Annotated in this window: 14 protein-coding genes and 2 pseudogenes; 2 read left to right on the plus strand and 14 right to left on the minus strand. The window is 57.2% G+C overall.

Annotated features, from left to right (window positions below; all coding sequences use genetic code 11):
• Positions 1–12: 12 nt before the first annotated feature.
• The 4 genes and pseudogenes from FIU88_RS09550 to FIU88_RS09565 form a co-directional block, all read right to left on the minus strand.
• Positions 13–1,440: an HlyD family type I secretion periplasmic adaptor subunit gene (locus FIU88_RS09550; protein ID WP_152479058.1), complete on the minus strand. Its 1,428-nt coding sequence runs from the start codon at positions 1,438–1,440 to the stop codon at positions 13–15.
• On the minus strand, positions 1,437–3,593 hold the full coding sequence (locus FIU88_RS09555; RefSeq protein ID WP_152480187.1) for a type I secretion system permease/ATPase: 2,157 nt from the start codon (positions 3,591–3,593) through the stop codon (positions 1,437–1,439). Before FIU88_RS09555 ends, FIU88_RS09550 begins: the two co-directional genes overlap by 4 nt.
• 85 nt (positions 3,594–3,678) lie before the next feature.
• Positions 3,679–5,031, minus strand: coding sequence for a TolC family outer membrane protein (locus FIU88_RS09560; RefSeq protein ID WP_253742471.1), 1,353 nt, complete (start codon positions 5,029–5,031; stop codon positions 3,679–3,681).
• 551 nt (positions 5,032–5,582) lie between these two features.
• Positions 5,583–6,655 (minus strand): annotated as a pseudogene (locus FIU88_RS09565) (IS3 family transposase); the annotation flags it as partial.
• Positions 6,656–6,922: 267 nt separating this feature from the next.
• Here FIU88_RS09565 and FIU88_RS19395 point away from each other — a divergent pair.
• Positions 6,923–7,131: pseudogene (locus tag FIU88_RS19395) on the plus strand (IS481 family transposase); the annotation flags it as partial.
• Positions 7,132–7,161: 30 nt separating this feature from the next.
• On the opposite strand, the gene FIU88_RS09570 reads toward FIU88_RS19395, so the two are convergent.
• The 10 genes from FIU88_RS09570 to FIU88_RS09615 all read right to left on the minus strand — a co-directional run bounded on the left by FIU88_RS09570 (position 7,162) and on the right by FIU88_RS09615 (position 18,420).
• Positions 7,162–8,088 carry an SMP-30/gluconolactonase/LRE family protein gene (locus tag FIU88_RS09570; RefSeq protein WP_152479060.1) on the minus strand — a complete coding sequence of 309 codons (927 nt, stop codon included), beginning with the start codon at positions 8,086–8,088 and terminating at the stop codon, positions 7,162–7,164.
• 375 nt (positions 8,089–8,463) lie between these two features.
• Positions 8,464–9,792, minus strand: coding sequence for a TRAP transporter large permease subunit (locus FIU88_RS09575; protein ID WP_152479061.1), 1,329 nt, complete (start codon positions 9,790–9,792; stop codon positions 8,464–8,466).
• Positions 9,789–10,292 carry a TRAP transporter small permease subunit gene (locus tag FIU88_RS09580; RefSeq protein WP_152479062.1) on the minus strand — a complete coding sequence of 168 codons (504 nt, stop codon included), beginning with the start codon at positions 10,290–10,292 and terminating at the stop codon, positions 9,789–9,791. The genes FIU88_RS09575 and FIU88_RS09580 overlap by 4 nt, the downstream gene beginning before the upstream one ends.
• A gap of 94 nt (positions 10,293–10,386) precedes the next feature.
• Positions 10,387–11,499, minus strand: coding sequence for a TRAP transporter substrate-binding protein DctP (gene dctP, locus FIU88_RS09585; protein WP_152479063.1), 1,113 nt, complete (start codon positions 11,497–11,499; stop codon positions 10,387–10,389).
• An 82-nt stretch (positions 11,500–11,581) separates the two neighbouring features.
• Positions 11,582–12,334: an SDR family NAD(P)-dependent oxidoreductase gene (locus FIU88_RS09590; RefSeq protein WP_152479064.1), complete on the minus strand. Its 753-nt coding sequence runs from the start codon at positions 12,332–12,334 to the stop codon at positions 11,582–11,584.
• Between the two features lie 22 nt (positions 12,335–12,356).
• Positions 12,357–13,667, minus strand: coding sequence for a histidinol dehydrogenase (gene hisD, locus FIU88_RS09595; RefSeq protein WP_152479065.1), 1,311 nt, complete (start codon positions 13,665–13,667; stop codon positions 12,357–12,359).
• A 57-nt stretch (positions 13,668–13,724) separates the two neighbouring features.
• Positions 13,725–14,087, minus strand: a complete 363-nt coding sequence (locus FIU88_RS09600; RefSeq protein WP_152479066.1) for a hypothetical protein — start codon at positions 14,085–14,087, stop codon at positions 13,725–13,727.
• A gap of 66 nt (positions 14,088–14,153) precedes the next feature.
• On the minus strand, positions 14,154–15,518 hold the full coding sequence (locus FIU88_RS09605) for an acyclic terpene utilization AtuA family protein (RefSeq protein WP_152479067.1): 1,365 nt from the start codon (positions 15,516–15,518) through the stop codon (positions 14,154–14,156).
• A gap of 28 nt (positions 15,519–15,546) precedes the next feature.
• Entirely contained in the window at positions 15,547–17,415 is a 1,869-nt protein-coding gene (locus FIU88_RS09610) for a TRAP transporter fused permease subunit (RefSeq protein ID WP_172977694.1), read from the minus strand.
• Between the two features lie 21 nt (positions 17,416–17,436).
• Positions 17,437–18,420 carry a TAXI family TRAP transporter solute-binding subunit gene (locus tag FIU88_RS09615; protein WP_253742473.1) on the minus strand — a complete coding sequence of 328 codons (984 nt, stop codon included), beginning with the start codon at positions 18,418–18,420 and terminating at the stop codon, positions 17,437–17,439.
• A 133-nt stretch (positions 18,421–18,553) separates the two neighbouring features.
• Here FIU88_RS09615 and FIU88_RS09620 point away from each other — a divergent pair, with 133 nt between their 5' ends.
• Complete coding sequence (locus FIU88_RS09620; protein WP_152479069.1) at positions 18,554–19,465, plus strand: LysR family transcriptional regulator; 912 nt, start codon at positions 18,554–18,556, stop codon at positions 19,463–19,465.
• Positions 19,466–19,563 lie beyond the last annotated feature (98 nt).

Genomic DNA, 19,563 nt, shown 5'->3' on the forward strand with positions numbered 1-19,563 from the left:
TCGCTACCGCTGTCAACGCTCTCCCAGAGCGTTGCCCCAAGCCCTCAACACCGGCTTGAGCATGTACTGCATAACTGTTCTCTTCCCCGTCATGATGTCCACTTGGGCGGTCATCCCGGGGATCACATCGAGCGTCTGATGCTCGCTATCACCTTGTACCGTCCGGACTCTCACCAGATAGAAGGTATTGCCATCATCGTCGGTGATCGTATCGGGGCTGATGCGGACTAATTCGGCCTGTAGGCCCCCGTAGATTGCGAAGTCGTAGGCCGTGAGCTTGATGGTCGCCGGCTGTCCTGGCCGTAAGAAAGCGATGTCCTGAGGCGCAATTCTCGCCTCGACCATAAGGGTGTCATTGGTGGGCACGACTTCGACCACCTCCTGCCCCGGCTGCGCCACGCCACCAATAGTATTGATGGTCAGCCGCTGTACAATGCCATCCACCGGAGAGCGAATTTCCGACAGCCGAACCCGATCCTCCAGGCCGGCGCTGGATTCATCGAGCGCGCCGAGATCGGCCAGCGCGCTGGACAGGGCGTCACGCCAATCGTTGCGGGCGTTGAGAGCAACCTCACGCAGCTTCGACTCGGCCTCATCGATGGCCGACTGGAGACGTTCCACCTGCGCGGCTGCCTGATCGCGCTGGCCGCGGGCCTGAGTCACGTCGCGCTGCAACCGCAGCACCTCGACCTCAGAGACCGCACCGGAATTCAGTAGAGGCCGCGTCAGATTCAGCTCGCGGCCCGCCATGCCCAGCTCTCGAGCGGCGGTATCGCGCCGCGATACCGCTTCGTCGAGCTCGGCGCGACGTTGCGCCAACTGCTCGCGGAGAATGCTCTTCTGCTCCTCCAGAGCATCGAGGTTTGTGCGGTAGAGCTCTCTCTCCTGGGCAACGATATTCGGCGCCTTCTCAGAAAGCTCGGACGACGGGGCGAATGGTGCATCCGACACCAGCGCCTGCAGTCGCTCAACTCGGGCCTCCAGGGATTCGGCCTGAGCCCGGTTCTCCCGGAAGTTGGCGAGGAAGCGCGTGGGATCGATTCGCATCAACAACTGCCCGCGCTCTACGCGCTCGCCCTCGGTCACCAGCACCTCCTGCACCACGCCGCCATCGAACGACTGCACTTTCTGTAGCTGGCTCGAGGGAATAATGCGGCCGCTGCCTCGCGTCACCTCATCCAAGGGGGCAAATGCCGACCATACGATCAACACGATGACGGCCAACACGACCAAATAGAGCAGCCAGCGGGCCCGAAGCGGCTCCTGCTGCAAACACGCCCAGTCGGCCTCGCTGAACCACTCGTCGCCCGGGGGAACCACGCCAGATCGCCATGCGAAGAGACGCTCCATGAGCCTTCCCAGAGGGCGGCGCCCAGCCTTCGAGACGCGACCGATAGCTTCAAACCCTTGTTGTTCGGCGCTGCGGGACGAGCGACTCATACCTTCGCCCTCCCGATTTTTCCGCTGCTAAGGGCCTCTAGAACCTGATCGCGTGGTCCATCGGCCACCAGCTGGCCGGCGTCGAAGACGATGATGCGATCCACCAGCGGCAGCAGCGAGGTACGGTGAGTAATCAGCACCGTCGTCTTACCTCGCGTTGCTTCGTTCAGGTGCGCCTTCAGCCCCCCTTCGGAGGAGTGGTCCATGGCGCTCGTTGGCTCATCGAGCAAGAATATCTGGGGGTCATGCACCATGGCTCGGGCAATGGCCACCTGCTGACGCTGACCACCGGAGAGGCGCTGCCCCCGCTCGCCGACCTGGAGGTCCAGCCCGGAGGGGTGACCATTGACCAACGTTTCGAGCCCGCTCAGGCGGATGGCACGAAGCAGCGCCTGGTCGTCAACCGGCTGCTGGCCCGCCCCCGCCAGGATGTTGTCACGCAAGCTGCCTTGGAAAAGGATGACGTCCTGAGGAACATAGCCAAAGTGGCGGCGGAGCTGCGTCGGCTCAAGCTGGCGGGTGTCGACGCCATCCAGTCGCACGCCACCCGCGTCCGGCGCGAAGAGCCCCAATAGCAGCTTGTGCAACGTTGTCTTACCGCATCCCACGCGCCCCAGTACAGCAACCCGTTCTCCCGCCGCGATGTTCACAGAGACGTCACGCAGGGCGTCGCGCTGCTCGTCTGGATAGCGAAAAGTCACGCGTTCCAGGGTCAAATCCCCGCGCACGACGGGACAATCAATGGTAGCGGCCTGGTCATCGCGTTCGGCCGGCAGGGCCATGATCCCATCAAGGCCCTGCAGCGCCGTAGATGCCTGATGGTATTGAGCCAACAGGGCCGCGGCCTGGCTGATCGGCGCCATGGCTCGCGAAGAAAGCATGTATGCCGCGATCAATCCTCCCTGGGTCAGCTGACCGTCAACGATCAGGTAGACGCCGATGATGATGATCACCACCGCCACGCAATGCTGGATCCACTGGGCGACGCTGGTCACCGAGGAGCTGATAAAGCGCAGCTGCACGTTCGTCCGTGAGAGGAAGGCTGAGGCCTTCTCCCAGAACCCTTGGATCCGGCTTTCGCCACGCAACGCTTTGAGCGTCTCCAGCTGCGAGACAGATTCAACAAGCGTGGCATTGCGCTGACAGCTCGCCTCCTGAGTGGTTTGAGACAGCTCGTGCAGCTTGCCCTGGGCGGCGAAGGCATACAACAGCACGAAAAGTATGCCAACCAACACTGGGAGAACCAGGGCCGGGCCGATCAGAGCAATGATCGCAGCGAACATCAGCACGAACGGCAGATCGACCAGGCCGATAACAGTGGCCGAACCGATAAATCCTCGCACTGCTTCGAAAGACTGCATCATTGAGGCGAAGGCGCCCGTCGAGGCTGGACGCGCTGACAGGCGAAGCCCCAGCACTTGGCTCATCAGCGTCGATGACAACTTCACGTCGGCACGGCTGGCCGCCAGGTCCACGAAGCGGCTGCGCAGCAGCCTCAAGATGAGATCGAATCCCAACACGATGATCACGCCCACCGCCAATACCCAGAGCGTCTCCGTAGCGTGGTTGGGAACAACACGGTCGTAGACGTTCAAGACGAACAGGGGCATTGCCAGCGCGAAGAGGTTGATTACCACAGAACCGGCAATCACGTCGCGATACAATCGACGATTCTCGCGAATCACGCCCCAGAACCAGTGCCGACCGCGCTGGCGGTCAACGCCGGCTGGCGGAGCGTGCGGGCGGAACCGCGGTCGCGCATAGATGGCCCGCCCGCCATAGCTTGCCTCCAGGCTGTCCAGAGAGACATCGGTCGCTGCATCGTCGAGGTCCGGAAAGATAACCTTCGCGCGGCCGGAGTCGAGATCCCGCTCCAGCAGCACGCAGGCACGTCCGGCATCGAGCAGCAGCACCACCGGAAACAGCTCGGGCTTGAGCCATGCCAATCGCGTTTTCACGAGCCGTGCTGCGAGCCCGGCACGCGACGCGGCACGGGTAAACCCTCCGGGCGTCAGTCGGCCCGCCTCGAGCGGCAATCCTGCGGTCAGCGCATCGCGATTAACATCGTGCTCATAAAAACGAGCGACACTAACCAGGCATTCCAGCAGCTCGTCGTCTCCCAGCGACGAGGCGTCATCCTGCGCCTCGTCCATCACGGTCTGCTGAGTCACACATACCTCGACATGATGTCGTCCCACATGGCGTCAACTTCTCGAGGACGCCCCAGTTGCGTGCTGATCATTGGACCGGCGCTGTCGACGTGGACGAAAGTCCGCGCGTGAAGTCTTCAAGCGCATAGCCGCTCGGGCCTGGCGCTGGGCAGACCGTTTCGGCGTCGAGCTTCACGCCGTCGCTGCCCAGCTCCTCCAGGGTCGGTATGTCGTCCCGGCGCACGTCCAGCATCTGCGTTAATTGGCCCATGGCTGCCAGCGTTCGAGCGTCGGCCAGGCCCACATCATGCTGCGCGTTCACATAGGCGCGGCTGGATTCAAAGTACTCGTTCTCGGTATCCAGCACGTCCAGCAGGCTACGCTGGCCTATCTCGAACTGCTGCTGGTAGGCGCGACGAACACGGTTGGTGGAGAGGCGATGCTGATTCAGGTACTCGAGCTGCTCCCGCAAACGTCGAGTATCGTTGTAGGCCACTTGGGTGGTCTGGCGAAGATCGACGCATGCCTTCTCGCGCAAGTCCCGAGCCTGCTCCAAACGATCACCGGCGGCACGATAGCTCGCCAGATCGCTGCCGCCGCGATAGAGATTCATACTAGCGACCAGCTCGATGCTGTGGCGATCTTGCCGCCGGTCGGGGTCTAGCGCAGAATGGGAATTGCTGTCGCGATAGGTGCCCGTACGTGCGACGAAGTCCAGCTGGGGATGAAAAGCAGAGCGCGTGCCGCGCTGCTCGGCGCGTGAGGCCTCAATATCCTCGATTGCGGCATGGAAGTTGGGATTCCCCTGGAATGCCAGCTCGAGTGCCCGCGCAACACTGCCCGGGAGGTGCTCGGCGAATGTTGGAGCCGCCATCAAGTCGGCGGCCGGCAGCTCGCCGACGATGCGCTGATAGCGCGCCGTCACATCATGCAGGTTGGACGCCTCGGTCATCAGGTTGGATTCGGCCAAGGCGAGTCGACCGCTGATCTGTTCGAGGTCGACGCCTCGCCCGGCTCCTGACAGGGTCTTCTGCTCGACCTGATCGAACACCTCGAGATGCTTGCGGTAGTTCTCTTTCGCCAACCCCACCAACTCACGGTAGCGCTGCACATCCAGATAGGCCCTCACCGCCTCCAGAGCCACCTCTTCACTGGCCCCCAGCAGCTCGTAATAACGCACGAGCTGGGCGTGACCCAAGCGATCGACCTCGTTACTGGTCGCGAAACCGTCGTACAACATCTGTGTCAACGTCAGTTCCGCATAGTTCGTGTCATAGCTCCCGCGCCGATCGTACTCGCGATCCTCTCGGCCGACGCCGGCATTGGCATCGATGCTAGGCAGGTAGTTGCCCCATACTCCTCGGCGATCATGTCCTGACGCCTGGAACTCCTGCCACGCCGCCTGCACTTCTGGATTGGTGGTGATAGCTTCCTGCACCACGCCGCGTAGTTCTGCTGAACCAGGCGAAGACAACCCCGAAGGAAAATTCATCGACTGAGCGAGTACGCCTCCGGATGCAAGCAGGGTCGCACCAGGCAGTAGACTCGCGATAAAAAAAAGTTTAACCAACGGCTTACGGTGTTGACTTGCACTTTCAACACCTCTCCTCCCTGAGAACATTTTCATTACAGCACCCCACGCAGCATGAACGAACGCCCCACCCTCCTAGATGAAGGATAGGGTGTCACTACCAAATGTCATAGATCTTATCAGCTAACCAGCAGGTGAGAAATCGGATGGCACGAAAAAGGAGAAACTATTTTGTATCATTTTTGTACTATTTAGCTTATGCCTTGTAAGAGATATCTTACAAAATATGGGTTCATAGAATAAATGTCGGGTCCCGTGTGATTGACTACCCCCCCCCCCTTGGCAAATAACTCAGGAAGCTTGGTCTGCCAGTCCTTCATCATCACAATCGGTGATTGATGTTTCAGCTGACCTTCCCCCTGGTTTCGGTCCAACCACAATGTGAGAACCGCTCCTTCATGCACACCCCTGGCATAGGCGACGGGTGGAAGATAGCCCAGCGAGCGGTGCGGTCTGACATGGTTGTAGTGGGTCCTCCATTGGTCGATTTCATGTCTTGCATCGTTCAGGCTCAGAAACCAGTGCTGATTGAGACAGCCATCCCGGAACTTGCCGTTGAAGCTCTCGATGAAGGCATTCTGTGTCGGCTTGCCCGGCTGTATAAAGGCCAGCGTGACCTTCCGCTCACGCGCCCAGAAGAACATCGCCTTGCTGGTCAGTTCGGGGCCGTTATCGCAGACAATCGACGCGGGCAGCGCACGCTGCTGCGCAATGTCATCCAGGAACCTGGCCAAGCGACGCCCGGAAATGGACGTGTCCACCAGCTGACCAACACACTCTCTGCTGAAGTCGTCCACGATGTTCAGCACCCGGAATCGGCGCCCCGAGGCCAGCTGATCTGAGACGAAGTCCATCGACCAGCGCTGGTTGGGCCTGTCTGGACATGGCATTGGCGCTCTTGGCCGCACCAGTCGCTTGCGCCGCCGGGTGCGGACCTGAAGCCCAGCTTCACGGTACAGCCGGTAAGTTCGCTTGCGATTCACCACCAGGCCCTCCTGACGCAACAAAGCGTGCAGCAGCAGGTAGCCGTAGCGGGGGTAGCAGGTCGCCAAGGCGTTCAGTCGGGCCCGAAGCGGCTCATCGTCACGCGGCATCGCTTGGTAGCGGGCCACCGACCGTGGCAGGCCCAGCAATCGACAGGCATGTCGCTGGCTGAGCCAGCCGCCTGTCACCAGGTGCGTTACCGCCCGCCGCTTCGCTTCGGGCGTCACCACTTTCCCGAGACGATCTCCTTGAGGGCGGCATTATCGAGAGCGCTTTCCGCCAGCAGCTTCTTCAGGCGGGCATTCTCTGCCTCCAGCTCCCGCAGACGCTTGGCCTCTGATACCTCCATACCACCGTACTTGGCCTTCCAGCGATAGATGGTCTGCTCGGTGACACCATTCTGCCGAGCCAGCTCGGCCACCGAGACGCCGCGCTCATGGGCCTTGAGGATGGTGATGACCTGCTCTTCGGTATGTCGATTACGCTTCATCGCGAGATCTCCGGCTATCAGGGTAAACGTAGCGGACATCTCACATTGCCGGTGGACCGGTTTCTGGGGAGAAGGTCAAGGGGATGACGCCCTATACCGCGTTCAAGAAAGGGCTCCCCAAATCACCGAAGAAGGAGCCCAGGAAAACGTCAGAAAACACTGCTTAACTATAGGAGCCCCACGGGGGCATGTGTCAGGTGATTACCATCACTGTACATATAGGTGTCCCACGGGGAAGATTTGTCAGACGAACACCATGATTGTACATACAATCACCACATTCCGCAGATGGCTCTGCACCATCAATCACCTATTGCGGTGATGAAAGAATAACAGACCAAGCGTCCTGAGTTTTTATCAAACGAGCCTTTACTCACACGAAACCCGACATCTATCTTTTAAGCTCCCTAGCTTGTTCTTGCCAAACAACAGTGGGCACCTCATTCATACAGCACACTGAAATGAGGTGTCCATAGCAACTTAACCCCTTTTCGCACTCACTAACATCAGAACGCTAGCTTCAGCCCAGAACGATTCCAAGGCACCGACAACAATTGACCACAACCAGAAAGAGTTATGTAAGCCGTTTTAAGGCCATCTCCTCCGAAGCAAATATTCGTGCAATAACCTTCTGGAGCAGAATAAGACTCTATAAGTTCACCTTGGGGAGAGAAAACATTCACCCCTCCCTCAACCAGAGTCGCAACACAGATATTACCTCCAGCTTCAACCGCCATAGAATCAAACCGTTGATAACCAGGAAGTCCATTCATAAGCTTACCACCATTGGGAGAGGGCCAAGGTTCTTTACCCAGCACTCCTTCACCCAAGATAGGATAACACCATAGCCGGCTAGTTTCCGTTTCTGAAACGTATAACGTCTCACCAATCGGAGAAATACCCACCCCGTTAGGAGTTATAAGATCTGTTGCCGCACAAGTTATAAAGTCTCCATCGATCTTGGCATAATAGACTCTCCCCAGCATGAGGCGGTCATCAAACTTCTTCCCGAAGTCAGTAAACCAGAATCCGCCTTTATCATCAAAAACGATATCATTAGGGCCTTTAAGAGTCTCTCCATCACAGTGACTATAGAGCGTCTCAAATCTTCCTGTCGCGATATCAACTCGCTGTATCGCGCCACCCGCATAATCATCAGCAGCACCAACAGGCCTCGTGTAACCCTCATCACTATGCCACTTAAAACCACCATTGTTGCATATGTAGCAAAAACCGTCTGGCCCTATGGCAGCGCCATTTGGACCTCCCCCCACCTCGGCTACAGTCTGCAACTCTCCATTGGGCAATACACGCGTAAGCCGCCCTCCCTTTATCTCAACTACCAACACGCTACCATCCGCCATAGCGATTGGACCTTCAGGGAACTCGAGAGAACTTGTAACAATTTTACCTTCGAGCCTATTCGACTTCATCTTTCCTCCAGAAAATCGCTTACAAACAAATTCCTATGAAAATCAAAATTTAATGCAAAAGCAATCAGCATAAACTCAAATAGAACATACGCCACCATGGTTGTAAAGCTAAATCTATAGACGCCTAGCACTAAAAAACACTATTGCTATCAACCTTGGCAATCCTTCTCACCAATCATTGCCCAAAAGAAAAATCAACATGCGAAACCAAGAATTCGGCACGCCCACAAGACAGCAATCTCGAAAAATCATTTAACGAAAATCACACAACGCTTAAGAGAGACGAGCCGAAATGAGCTTAAATCCTCTTGACTCCTTTATCTGTTACCAACCGCACTCAATATCTGCGGCTGCCAAATGGACAAAATTTGAGGCTTAAAAATCTAAAAGCATAGAGGGCAATCCAGTGGCCAAAATCGGGAAAAATGCCATCAGCAGGCAGGCCAGCACGATCAGCGCCACAAAGGGGATCACCGCCTTGTAGAGGTCGAGGGTCTCGACCCCCTGGGGGGCCACGCCCTTGAGGTAGAACAGGGCGTACCCGAAGGGCGGCGTGAGGAACGAGGTCTGCAGCACCACGGCCACCATCACCACGAACCACAGCACGTCGATGCCCATGCTCTCGACGATCGGCAGCATGATCGGGAAGCTCAGCAGCACGATGCCGGTCCAGTCCAGGAACATGCCCAGGATGAAGACCAGGAAGAGCATCAGGATCAGCGCCCCGGTGGTGCCGCCGGGCATCGCCATCACCACCTCGTGGATCACCTCCATACCGCCGCCGATGGAGAAGACCCCGGTGAAGGCGGTGGCGCCCACCAGCACCAGCATCACCATGGTGGTGGTCTTGCTGGCCTCGATCAGGGTGCGGTAGCAGGTAGACGCCTTGCGATCGCCGAAGATCAGGAACAGCAGGAAGGCGATGGCCACGCCGATGGCCGAGGCTTCGGTGGCGGTGGCGATGCCGGTGAACAGCGAGCCCAGCACGCCGAGGATCAGCGCCATCGGCGGCAGCACGTACTTGCCCAGCATCTTCACAAGCTCGCCGGTGGAGACCCCGGCGCGCTCCTCGGCCGGCACCAGCGGGCCGTACTCGGGCTTGAGGTGGCAGATCACCAGCACGTAGAGGGCGTACATCGCGCCGAGCATCAGCCCCGGGACCAGGGCGCCGGCGAACAGCGCGCCCACCGAGACCGGCGAGTAGCTGGCCATCAGGATCAGCATGATGCTCGGCGGGATCAGGATGCCCAGGCAGCCACTGGCCATGATCACCCCGGTGCTGAGCTGCTTGTTGTAGCCGTAGTTCAGCATCGGCACCAGGGCGATCATGCCCATCACCGCGATGGAGGCGCCGACGATGCCGGTGGTGGCGGCCAGCAGCACCGACACGACCACCACCGTCAGCGCCAGGCCGCCGCGCAGGTTCGCGAGCAGCAGGCGCATCGACTCGAACATCTTCTCGGTGACGCCCGAGTCGTTGAGGAAGCGCGCCATCAGGATGAACAGCGGGATGGCCACCAGGACGTAGTTATCCATGGCGTTGCCGTAGATGTTGTTGATCAGGATGCCCAGCGAATTGGCGCCGGGGCCGAACCAGGCGCCGAGCACGGCGACACCGCCGAGCACGAAGGCCAGCGGATGGCCCATGAAGAGGCCGACCAGCAGGCCGCCGAACATGAACAGGGTGAGCATCTCGGCGTTCATGCGGGGGTCTCCTTGCCCAGCGCCTGGACGGCGCGGATGACGATGGCGATGGCCTGCAGCAGCAGCAGGCCGGCGGCGACCACGATCACGCCCTTCACCGGATAGACCGGGATGGCCATCATGCCGTAGGTGGTCTCGCCGCGGCTGAAGGAGCGCTCGAAGAACGCCCAGCCGAGGGTCAGCAGCATCCAGATGAAGGGCACGAAGAAGATCAGGTAGCCGAGGAGCCCGAGGACCGCCTGCTTGCGACGAGCGAGCAGGCGCTTGAGCACGTCGACCTCGACGTGGGCATGATGGCGCAGCCCGAAGGCGGCCATCAGCATAAAATGGGCGCCAAACAGCATCTTGGTCAGATCGAAGGCCCAGTCACTGGGGCGTCCGATAAAGAAGCGCATGGCGATGTCATAGATCACGATCAGCGTGATCACGGCGAGCAGCGGCGCGATAAGTCGGCCGAAGCCCTCGTTGAGGGCATCGATGGCCCTGGCAATGGCAGTCATGGTGGGAGCTCTCGGCATCGGACGAAGCGGTCGGGAGGGAAGTCGGCGGAACCGTCGCGATCGGGGCCGGCCTCGCAGGGCCGGCCCGGGCCGCTTACTGGTTCATGCAGGCCTCGATCTCCTCGAGGGACGGCAGGTCGTCGGTGACGCGGCTCATGTTGTAGGGCACCGAGACGTCACGCCAGTTGGCGTAGTGGTCCAGGTAGCTGATCATGGAGTGGTAGACCTTGGCGTGCATCGGGTCCTCGCAGGCGCCCTGGACGATCACCTCGTTGGTGATTTCCTGAATACGTTCAATATCCTCGTCTGGGAGCTGGTTAATCGTCACTCCTGCCTCAATGAAGTCGATAGCACCCTCAGTGGAGCCGCGCTCGGACCAAGCTAGTGCCCAAGTCATGGTTGCCTCGGCGGCGATCTTCAGCTTTTCCTGGGTCTCCTCGGAGAGGGCATCCCAAGCACCCTTGTTGATCATTACTCCAAGCACAGTGCCAGATTGATGCCAACCTGGTGTAGACCAATAATCCACAACCTCGTCGAAACCAGCTTTGTGATCTATCCCCGGATTGGAAAACTCTCCTCCATCTACTACGCCGCGTTCAATAGCCTGATAGAGCTCGCCACCAGACAGTGTGACCTGAGAACCGCCGAGTTTTTCCAATACTCGCCCCTGATCACGCCCAGAGAGACGAAGCCGTTTACCCTCTAAATCCGCCAAGCTAGTGATTGGAGTCCGGCCCATAAAACCGGACTCGGTATTGAGAGCGGCATATGGCAAATAAACCATACCGTATTCTTCGTAGACTTCTTGGTAAAGCTCCCAACCACCCCACTGATGAATCCAATTAATGTAATCGACAGCATTAAAAAGACTAGTAGTTGTGGCCAGCGGTGAAAAAGCCGGACTCAGACCGGCCCAGTAGCCGGGCCAGTCACCGGCCGCCTGGATGGCACCGGTCTGGGTGGCGTCAAACACTTCAGTGCCGGGCATCAACGTACCGCCTGAACGGAAATTGATATTAAGGTCATCGCCAGCAATGTTATTTACAAGCTCCACCCAATGGCGGTCAATCTCGATTAGATCGAGATTTTCAGGCCAAGTCGTCGTCATCGTCCACTCTTCTTTGGCGTAAACTTCAGCTGACGACAAAGGTGAAAATGCTACGCTTGCAGCAAGAAAACTTATAAAAAATCCAGCCTTATTTTTCATAGAACCCATCCATGCAGTTAGTTATTTAATTTTCCAAGGACGCCAATATATTGAAATTATGATTATAGAAATGGTAAATATATTATTGGGCCGTCCAACCTCCATCAACCATCAGGGCTCCCCCTGTCAGCAGAGCGGCGGCGTCCGAGGCAAGAAAAACCACCGGCCCCATGATGTCCTCTACCTGCCCCAGTCGCCCCAGCGGGATCTTCGCCAGCACCTCCTCACGAAAACCCGGCTTGTCGAAGAAGGGCCGGGTCATCGGTGTCTCGATGAAGGTCGGGCAGACGCTGTTGACGCGAATGCCGCGCGAACCCAGCTCGACCGCCATGGACCGCGTCATGCCCTCCACCGCCGCCTTGGAGGTGCAGTAAAGCGTCCGATTGGCGGCACCCACATGCCCCATCTGGGAGGACATGTTGATGATGGAGCCGCCCTCTGGCATGGCCTCGGCCACGGCCTGGGCCAGGAAGTAGGCGGCGCGGACGTTGATGTCCATGACTGCCGCATAGTCGGCTTCATCGATCTCGGCCAGCGGCTTAGGCCGGTTAGTACCGGCGTTGTTGACCAGGACGTCGATGCGACGACCGGCCAGGGCCTCACGCACCGCGGTGGTATCGGTCACGTCGAGGGGGAGCCCCACGGCGTCGAGGCCGGCGGTGGTCATCGCCGCCACCGCCTCATCCAGCATCGCGGCATCACGAGCCACCAGGATCACCCGGGCGCCGGCCTCGGCCAGAGCACAGGCGGCAGCCAGCCCCAACCCTTTGCTGGCCCCAGTCACCAGGGCCGTGCAACCGTCCAGCCGATGGCTCGGTGTCTGTGGTAGTTTCATTGTTGCCTCCTGCATAGCCGACTCAGGCTTCTACCTGGCTGGCATAGGGCACATCGCGCTGACCATAGCGACGCACGCGCTCGTTGGCCTGCTCACCGTGGCCGGCGAAGCCTTCCAAGGCGCACAGACGCGAGCAGTAGCTGCCGATGCGGGCAGAGGCCTCGTCGGAGAGCACGCGCTGGTAGGTGCAGGTCTTGAGGAACTTGCCGACCCACAGACCACCGGTGTAGCGGGCCGCCTTCTTGGTCGGCAGGGTGTGATTGGTGCCGATCACCTTGTCGCCATAGGCGACGTTGGTGCGCGGGCCCAGGAAGAGCGCGCCGTAGTTGACCATGTTGTCGAGATACCAGTCGGCGTTCTCGGTCATGATCTGGACATGTTCGTAGGCCATGTCGTTGGCGACCTGAAGCATTTCCTCATGGCTGTCGCAGACGATGATCTCACCGTAGTTCTCCCACGACTGACGCGCGGCCTCGGCGGTGGGCAGCTTCTCGAGCAACTCGGCAATAGCGGTCTCGGTATCGCGGGCCAGGGCCTCGGAATTGGTCAGCAGCGCACAGGGAGAATTGGTGCCATGCTCGGCCTGGCCCAGCAGGTCGGTGGCACACAGCAGGCCATCGACGCTATCGTCGGCGATCACCAGGGTCTCGGTAGGGCCGGCGAACAGGTCGATGCCCACGCGGCCAAACAGCTGGCGCTTGGCCTCGGCGACGAAGGCGTTGCCCGGCCCGACCAGCATGTCCACCGGAGCGATGCTCTCGGTTCCGATGGCCATGCTGCCCACGGCCTGGACGCCGCCCAGCACCAGGATCTCGTCAGCGCCGGCCAGGTGCATGGCGGCAACAATGGCCGGATGCGGCTTGCCCTTGTAAGGCGGTGCCGCGGCGACCACTCGCTTGACGCCCGCCACCTTGGCGGTCAGCACGCTCATGTGGGCTGAAGCCACCATCGGATAGCCGCCGCCGGGGATATAGCATCCCACCGCCTCAATTGGCACGTGCTTGTGGCCCAGGATGACGCCGGGGCTGTTCTCGACCTCGACCGGGTGCATGGAGGCCAGCTGGGCCTCGGCGAAACGACGCACCTGAGCCTGGGCGAAGCGGATGTCCTCCAGCGCCTGGGGGTCGACCTCGCTGATCGCCTGGTCGATCTCCTCCTGGGTCAGGAAGAAGTTCGTGGGCGTCCAGCCGTCGAAGCGCTCGGAGAGTTCGCGGACGGCGGCATCGCCGCGGGCCTCGATGTCGGCCAGGGTGGTCTCGACCACCTCTCGGACCTTGCGATCGGCATCGAGACGAGCATCGGCGCTAGCACCATTTTTAAGGTAACGGATCATTGTTATCCCCCAGTTTTAGGATCATAAAAAAGTTGAAAGGGCAAATAGTTTGAGCAACTACCTTCTAGGCCTCATCATAGGCATTGAAAGAAGCAAAAAAGATAGGCTTTTCCCATGCCCATCCAGATTTAGAGCGCCATTCACACCACCTTGAAGCACGTCATCAATAACGAAATTCATACCCTCTATATTGGGCATAAGATATCGCTTAACCCGAGAAACTCCTCGATGCGCAAAAATCTCCAGCACTTTTTCTTCTGTTACCACTTCCTCTAAAAGAGAGTAATCATCACTATTGTATGGAAAAAGAGAAATATTCAGCCTATCTCCTTTATCTCCTGATCGGGCATGCGCAACGTCATACAATCGAAACAAACCGCCGCATGAACTTTCACTAGCTTGAGCATCACGACTTTTCATGTTTTTTTCAATCACACCACCCTCCCACAATCAAAGAATAAAAACCATACCTTGAACCAAAAAGAGTTACGCATGGTAAATACGAGCCCCTGAATTCACATCTTCTCGTCGCACAAGATAGGAAGAACTTAGCAGCCTGCGTGAAAAATTCTGCCGCACCCCCCCGCCGCCCGCTGGCCCAGAGCAGTAAAGTGCGAGCAACTCTTGAGCGGCCCTTTCAACCCAGCGTCTCTCGGAATGCTCAACTGCTAATCGCAAACGATAATCACCGTCATAGTGAGAGATGGAATTTATAGTGAGGCGACTATCATCATCATTAAAAACACTGAGGTGACCAATAATGTCGAAACGTGAACGTAAATCCTTAGGAGCCCGGAAGCTTAGCCGTTCACGGAGAACCTCAGCGGCCAGCTTAGCTCGCCTAAGGGCATTAGGACCCGAATAAGAGATCTCGGCCTCACCAAGCCAGCCGCCGCCATAACATACTGTGGCTTTTAGCCTGGCGGGTGAGGATTTTCCTTTTATCCCAGTGACCTCTACTCTGTTACGACCCACCTCTTTGACATTCACGTCAGTAAGATCTACAACCACATCAGGGGTCAGATAGTTTGCTGGGTCGTGAACTTCGTATAAAAGCTGCTCTTTAACAGTTCTCTCATTTACGTAACCACCAGTACCCTCTGGCTTAGTTACCACTAGGGAACCATCGAAATCAACCTCGATAATTGGATAGCCCAGCCTTGCCATATCTGGCACATCTTTTTTTCCAGGGTCAGCAAAGTATCCTCCACAAACCTGAGAGCCGCACTCTCCTAAGTGACCAGCCATTGTTCCAGCGGCTAATCGGTCCCAGTCATTCCAAGCCCACCCAAAATGGTGAATCAAAGGAGCCAGGAACAGCGAGGGATCAGCTACTCGACCAGCAACAATTACATCAGCATCAAAATCAATAGCCTCAACCAAAGGTGAAGCGCCAAGGTAGACATTAGCCGAAACCAAGTCCTCGGCTAGAGGGACATCTCGCTTCTCAGCCTCCCATTGAAGCAAATTCAAGTTGTGCAGCTCATCCCGGATATCATCGCCGAAAACCTCCGCTATGGAGAGATTACTTATACCTTGACTGCTGGCTAACGCATCAATCCTACGACAAGCTCCATGGGGATCAGCAGCGCCAAAGTTCCCGAAAACACGAATACCATTGGCCTTGCACTTACCAAGAATAGGCTCTAACAGCTCTTCTACCAGTGGTTCATACCCCCCCTCTGGATCTTCACGCTTCCGCCGATGTGCTGCTGCTAAAGTTCGCTCTCCTAAAGTCTCAAAAACTAAAGCAGAAGCCTGGCCTCGGCGAACTAGCTCGTCCACCACTGCAATAGCTGCATCAGTTCTATCACCAGAAAATCCAGCGCCGCTTCCTATTAAAAAAGACATCACACACCCTTATATTTGCAATTAAAAATTATACGCTTCCAATTTTAAATCTAAAAAGGCGCCGCCTGCTATTGAGCATGTAAGCCATAGCAACAAGAGAAAGCGTCGTTGTTAACCAACCTGGCGTTAATGCCAAAATCACGACCCCAACTAGGATCAATGTGTCTATACCGTAGCGTCCTGTGAATGTGGCACGTGATACTAGTGAAGAGAATGCGAGAACGAAGACAACTCCCTGACAGATAGCTAAAGCGATCTCCATCCACCCACCGAAACCTGCTAGAGCTGGGTAGATGAGAAGCAGAAAGGGAATCACATAGATCGCCCCCGCCAATCGTACAGCCTCGCCAGCGGCCGGCAGCCAGTTGGTTCCGGCGATGCCCGAGGCGACGAACACCGCGACGCACACCGGAGGCGTAATCACAGAGAGTGTGGCGAAGTAGAACACGAACAGGTGGGCTATCAACGGTTCCACGCCGATAGAAGTCAGTGCTGGCGCCAGTACTGAGGCCACCAACACGTAGGCGGCGGTGGTGGGAATACCCATGCCGAGGATCAAGCAGACCCCACCAACAATGCCCGCTACCAGGAACAATGACTCCCCGCCCACGTTGACGATTAGGCTAGCGAGCGTCACGCCGATGCCGGTCATGCCGATCATCGCCACCAGAATCTGCGCACCAGCCAGCAACACACCTATGATCACCATGCCCCTGCCGGCATCCATTAGTCCCGAGAGCAGCTTTCCGAGGATCTCGCGCGGCGGCATTTTCCCCATCAGCGAGAATGGTACGAAAGTAAGCAACGTCATCAGGATGCCGTAGAACGCTGACAGCTGGATCGAGCGGCCACTTAGCACACCGAAGAAGAGGCCACCCAGGGCTGCGAGGATCGGCACGATGCGCTCAGGACACAGCACATCGCGCCAGCCTGGCAGCTCGTCGGCAGGCACGACACGAAGTTTGCGCCGTTGCGCCACCAGATGGATGGTTAGAAACACACCCAGGTAAAACAGTATCGCCGGCAGCAACGCCGCTAAGGCAATGCGCAGGTAACTTTCGCCAAGGATCTCAGCCATGATGAAGGCGGCCGCACCCAGAATTGGCGGTGCGATCTGCCCACCTGTCGAGGCCACGGCCTCCACTCCGGCCGCGAAGGGCCGCGGATATTCGAGGCGTTTCATCATGGGGATGGTAAAGTTGCCAGTTGTGGCCACGTTGGCCACAGCACTGCCGCTCACCATGCCAAACAACCCCGAGGCGACCGTGGCCACCTTGGCGGCCCCACCCGGTGAGCGGCCACTAATGCGAAGCGCCATATCCATGAAGGTCTGGCCGCCGCCGGTATGCAGCAACAGACTGCCGAACAGCACGAAGGCGGCGATGGTCGTCGCAGCAACGCCCACCAGCATGCCCCACACACCGAGATCGCCGAGGTAGATGGTCTCGGTGATGTAGGCCAGGTCGAATCCGCGATGTCCCAGGGGACCAGGGATGGCGGCACCGAACCAGGCGTAGGCCAAGCCGGCAACTACTAGCAAAGGGAAGATCAAGCCGATGGCACGCCGCGACAACTCCAGAATCGCCACCAACAGTACACCGGTGAACATCATGTCACGGGGCGATGCCCACGGCAGCTCTACCAAGATGCGTTCGTAGTTCATGACAACGTACCCGCAGGAGAGCACGGTGCCTACCGCTAGGATCAGATCGAAGGCCAAGCCAAAGGGGCGCCAGCGTTTTCCGGCCCCCAGCGGATAGACGGTCAGACCCAATAAAATCACTAGGCCGAGGAAGATACCGCGCTGAACCATGCTCTCGAATGGGCCAGTGGCGGAGGTATAGAGGATCAGGCCACCCAGCGTGAGGGCCAGGCCTCGGGTCAGATGCTCGCGCATGAACAACTCCTACGACGGCCGTTATTCAGCGGGCTGAAGGGCATCAGGAATCTTCATGCCCTGCTCTTCGAAGTAACGTGCTGCACCTGCATGCAGCGGGACGGTGCCGACATCGAGAGTCATCTGCGCCAGATCAACATCCTCGACCGCCGGAAAAGCGTTGGCCTGAGGCTCAGGGTTTTCCATTACAGCCTTGGTAATCTGGTAAGCGGTCTCTTCATCCATGTCCGGGTGAGCGTGGACGGCCACGCCGAAGGCCCAGGTGGTATAAGCAGGTAAGCCCTCGGCGGCGCCCTCGGGGATATCTACGACCGCGACATCGGGCATTTCGGTGCGTAGAGTGTTGGCCTGCTCGTCACTAAGCGAGAGCACATCAATCGGCGTGAACGTGGCGATGTCCATGGTCGAGCCATCCAGCCGATCGCCTACCCCAGACTTCACGTAACCTTGGATGCGCCCATCCTTGATGGAATCAACTACATCGGTGGTGGAGCCTCGCACATAATCGGGCATGATCCCGAGAGTTTCCATGACACTCTCTGTGGTGCTCTCACTGGCAGAGCCGGTAATGCCCGGGTTAAGGCGCACTCCTTCAAGGTCCGCTAAGCTGGAAACTCCTGCATCCTCACGCACTGCCACATTTTGGGGCGCCACGGTGTAGACCCACAGAAGACGGGTATCGATTGGTCTATTTTCGAAATCACCGAGCCCAGAATAGGCATGGAATCCAGTATTGGTTGTCACCAATCCCATGTCGATCTGGTTGCGGCTAAGCCGTCGCAAATTGTCGACGGTAGCGCCAGTCTCGGCAACGGAGGTGCTGACCCCCTCGAGTTCGGCATTGATGATTTGATTGACCGCCACGAAATAGCCGTAGTGACTCGACGAGCTAGATGTCGAGCCGATGAGCAGTCGCTCATTGGCTTGCACTATCGAAACGGAAGAAGAAACGATCGCGGTACTGACGACAACACCAGTGAGAAGCCTCTTCATCGGTGCATTCATGAGTATCTCCATTACCCGTTGCACGGGTTCATTGTTGTGTTTTCTCTTCAGAGCGACGTGCTCAGGCATGAGAGTGGTCAGAAAAACAGGTTTTGTATATTGAATATATTTTAAATTATGATAAATTTTCTAAATGAACACTAACGTCAAGCAGCTACGTGCCTTCGTCGCCGTCGCCCAAGCCCAGAGCCTCGCTCAAGCCAGCGAGCGGTTGCACCTATCTCAACCTGCGGTGTCTATCGCTCTACGTAACCTAGAAGCCCAGATAGGAGGTCAACTTTTCAGCCGCGCAACAAAACGACTCACCCTAACCCCAGAGGGCCAGGAATTTCTGCCAGTGGCAGAGCGCCTTTTACAAGATTGGCAGGAGGCTTTCGATGACCTCGATGCACTATTTTCCAAAAAAAGAGGGAAGGTAAGAATTGCCTCAGTTCCTACGTTAGCAGCAAGTTTGCTACCAAAGGTTATTGCCGATTACAACAGAATTTACCCAAACATAAAATTAAGCGTGCACGACATCTTAGCTAACCAAGTAGCTCAGATGGTTCAAGAAGGCCGTGCTGACTTTGGTTTATCAGTAGAGCCGACCGGGCAGGAAGATCTAGAATTCACCCCAATCATAGACGACAAAAATGTAGTAATATGCTCACTTGACCATCCTCTTCTTCTTCAAAAAGTAGTAGAATGGCAATCGCTGACAGATTACGCTTTCATAGGAATGCATCGAGATTCAAGCTCTCGACAAGAAACCGATAGAGCAATGGCGCATATTGGAAAGTCATTAAATATACTATGTGAAACTGGACAGATAACAACAGTTAGTCGCATGGTGGCATCTGGACTCGGCATTAGCGTTATCCCGTCACTAAGCTTTCACCTTATATCAGGGCATGACCTCGACTTCCGCACTTTAGTTAACCCTTTTCTCCCGAGAACTCTTGGAATAATAACCCGCAGACATAAACCTAACTCTTCTGCCGCCGAATGCTTAATTGACATGCTGAAAAATGCCCCAAAATCAGACCTTTTCTTCGAAACCAGGTAAAGAAAAGAAAAACCAAAAAAACAGGGCGAATGCGCGACCTTGTTATCCAACTTACAAAGCATGCCCAAGAAGAAGAATAATCTTGACTGAAAACTATT

This window comes from Halomonas sp. THAF12, assembly GCF_009363675.1.
GTDB lineage: Bacteria > Pseudomonadota > Gammaproteobacteria > Pseudomonadales > Halomonadaceae > Halomonas > Halomonas smyrnensis.

Excerpts from the sequence above, each read along its gene's own strand:
- FIU88_RS09550 (WP_152479058.1), bottom strand. The coding sequence starts at position 1,440 with ATGAGTCGCTCGTCCCGCAGCGCCGAACAACAAGGGTTTGAAGCTATC.
- FIU88_RS09555 (WP_152480187.1), bottom strand. The coding sequence starts at position 3,593 with ATGGACGAGGCGCAGGATGACGCCTCGTCGCTGGGAGACGACGAGCTG.
- FIU88_RS09570 (WP_152479060.1), bottom strand. The coding sequence starts at position 8,088 with ATGAAGTCGAATAGGCTCGAAGGTAAAATTGTTACAAGTTCTCTCGAG.
- FIU88_RS09575 (WP_152479061.1), bottom strand. The coding sequence starts at position 9,792 with ATGAACGCCGAGATGCTCACCCTGTTCATGTTCGGCGGCCTGCTGGTC.
- FIU88_RS09580 (WP_152479062.1), bottom strand. The coding sequence starts at position 10,292 with ATGACTGCCATTGCCAGGGCCATCGATGCCCTCAACGAGGGCTTCGGC.
- dctP (WP_152479063.1), bottom strand. The coding sequence starts at position 11,499 with ATGAAAAATAAGGCTGGATTTTTTATAAGTTTTCTTGCTGCAAGCGTA.
- FIU88_RS09590 (WP_152479064.1), bottom strand. The coding sequence starts at position 12,334 with ATGAAACTACCACAGACACCGAGCCATCGGCTGGACGGTTGCACGGCC.
- hisD (WP_152479065.1), bottom strand. The coding sequence starts at position 13,667 with ATGATCCGTTACCTTAAAAATGGTGCTAGCGCCGATGCTCGTCTCGAT.
- FIU88_RS09600 (WP_152479066.1), bottom strand. The coding sequence starts at position 14,087 with ATGAAAAGTCGTGATGCTCAAGCTAGTGAAAGTTCATGCGGCGGTTTG.
- FIU88_RS09605 (WP_152479067.1), bottom strand. The coding sequence starts at position 15,518 with ATGTCTTTTTTAATAGGAAGCGGCGCTGGATTTTCTGGTGATAGAACT.
- FIU88_RS09610 (WP_172977694.1), bottom strand. The coding sequence starts at position 17,415 with ATGCGCGAGCATCTGACCCGAGGCCTGGCCCTCACGCTGGGTGGCCTG.
- FIU88_RS09615 (WP_253742473.1), bottom strand. The coding sequence starts at position 18,420 with ATGAATGCACCGATGAAGAGGCTTCTCACTGGTGTTGTCGTCAGTACC.
- FIU88_RS09620 (WP_152479069.1), top strand. The coding sequence starts at position 18,554 with ATGAACACTAACGTCAAGCAGCTACGTGCCTTCGTCGCCGTCGCCCAA.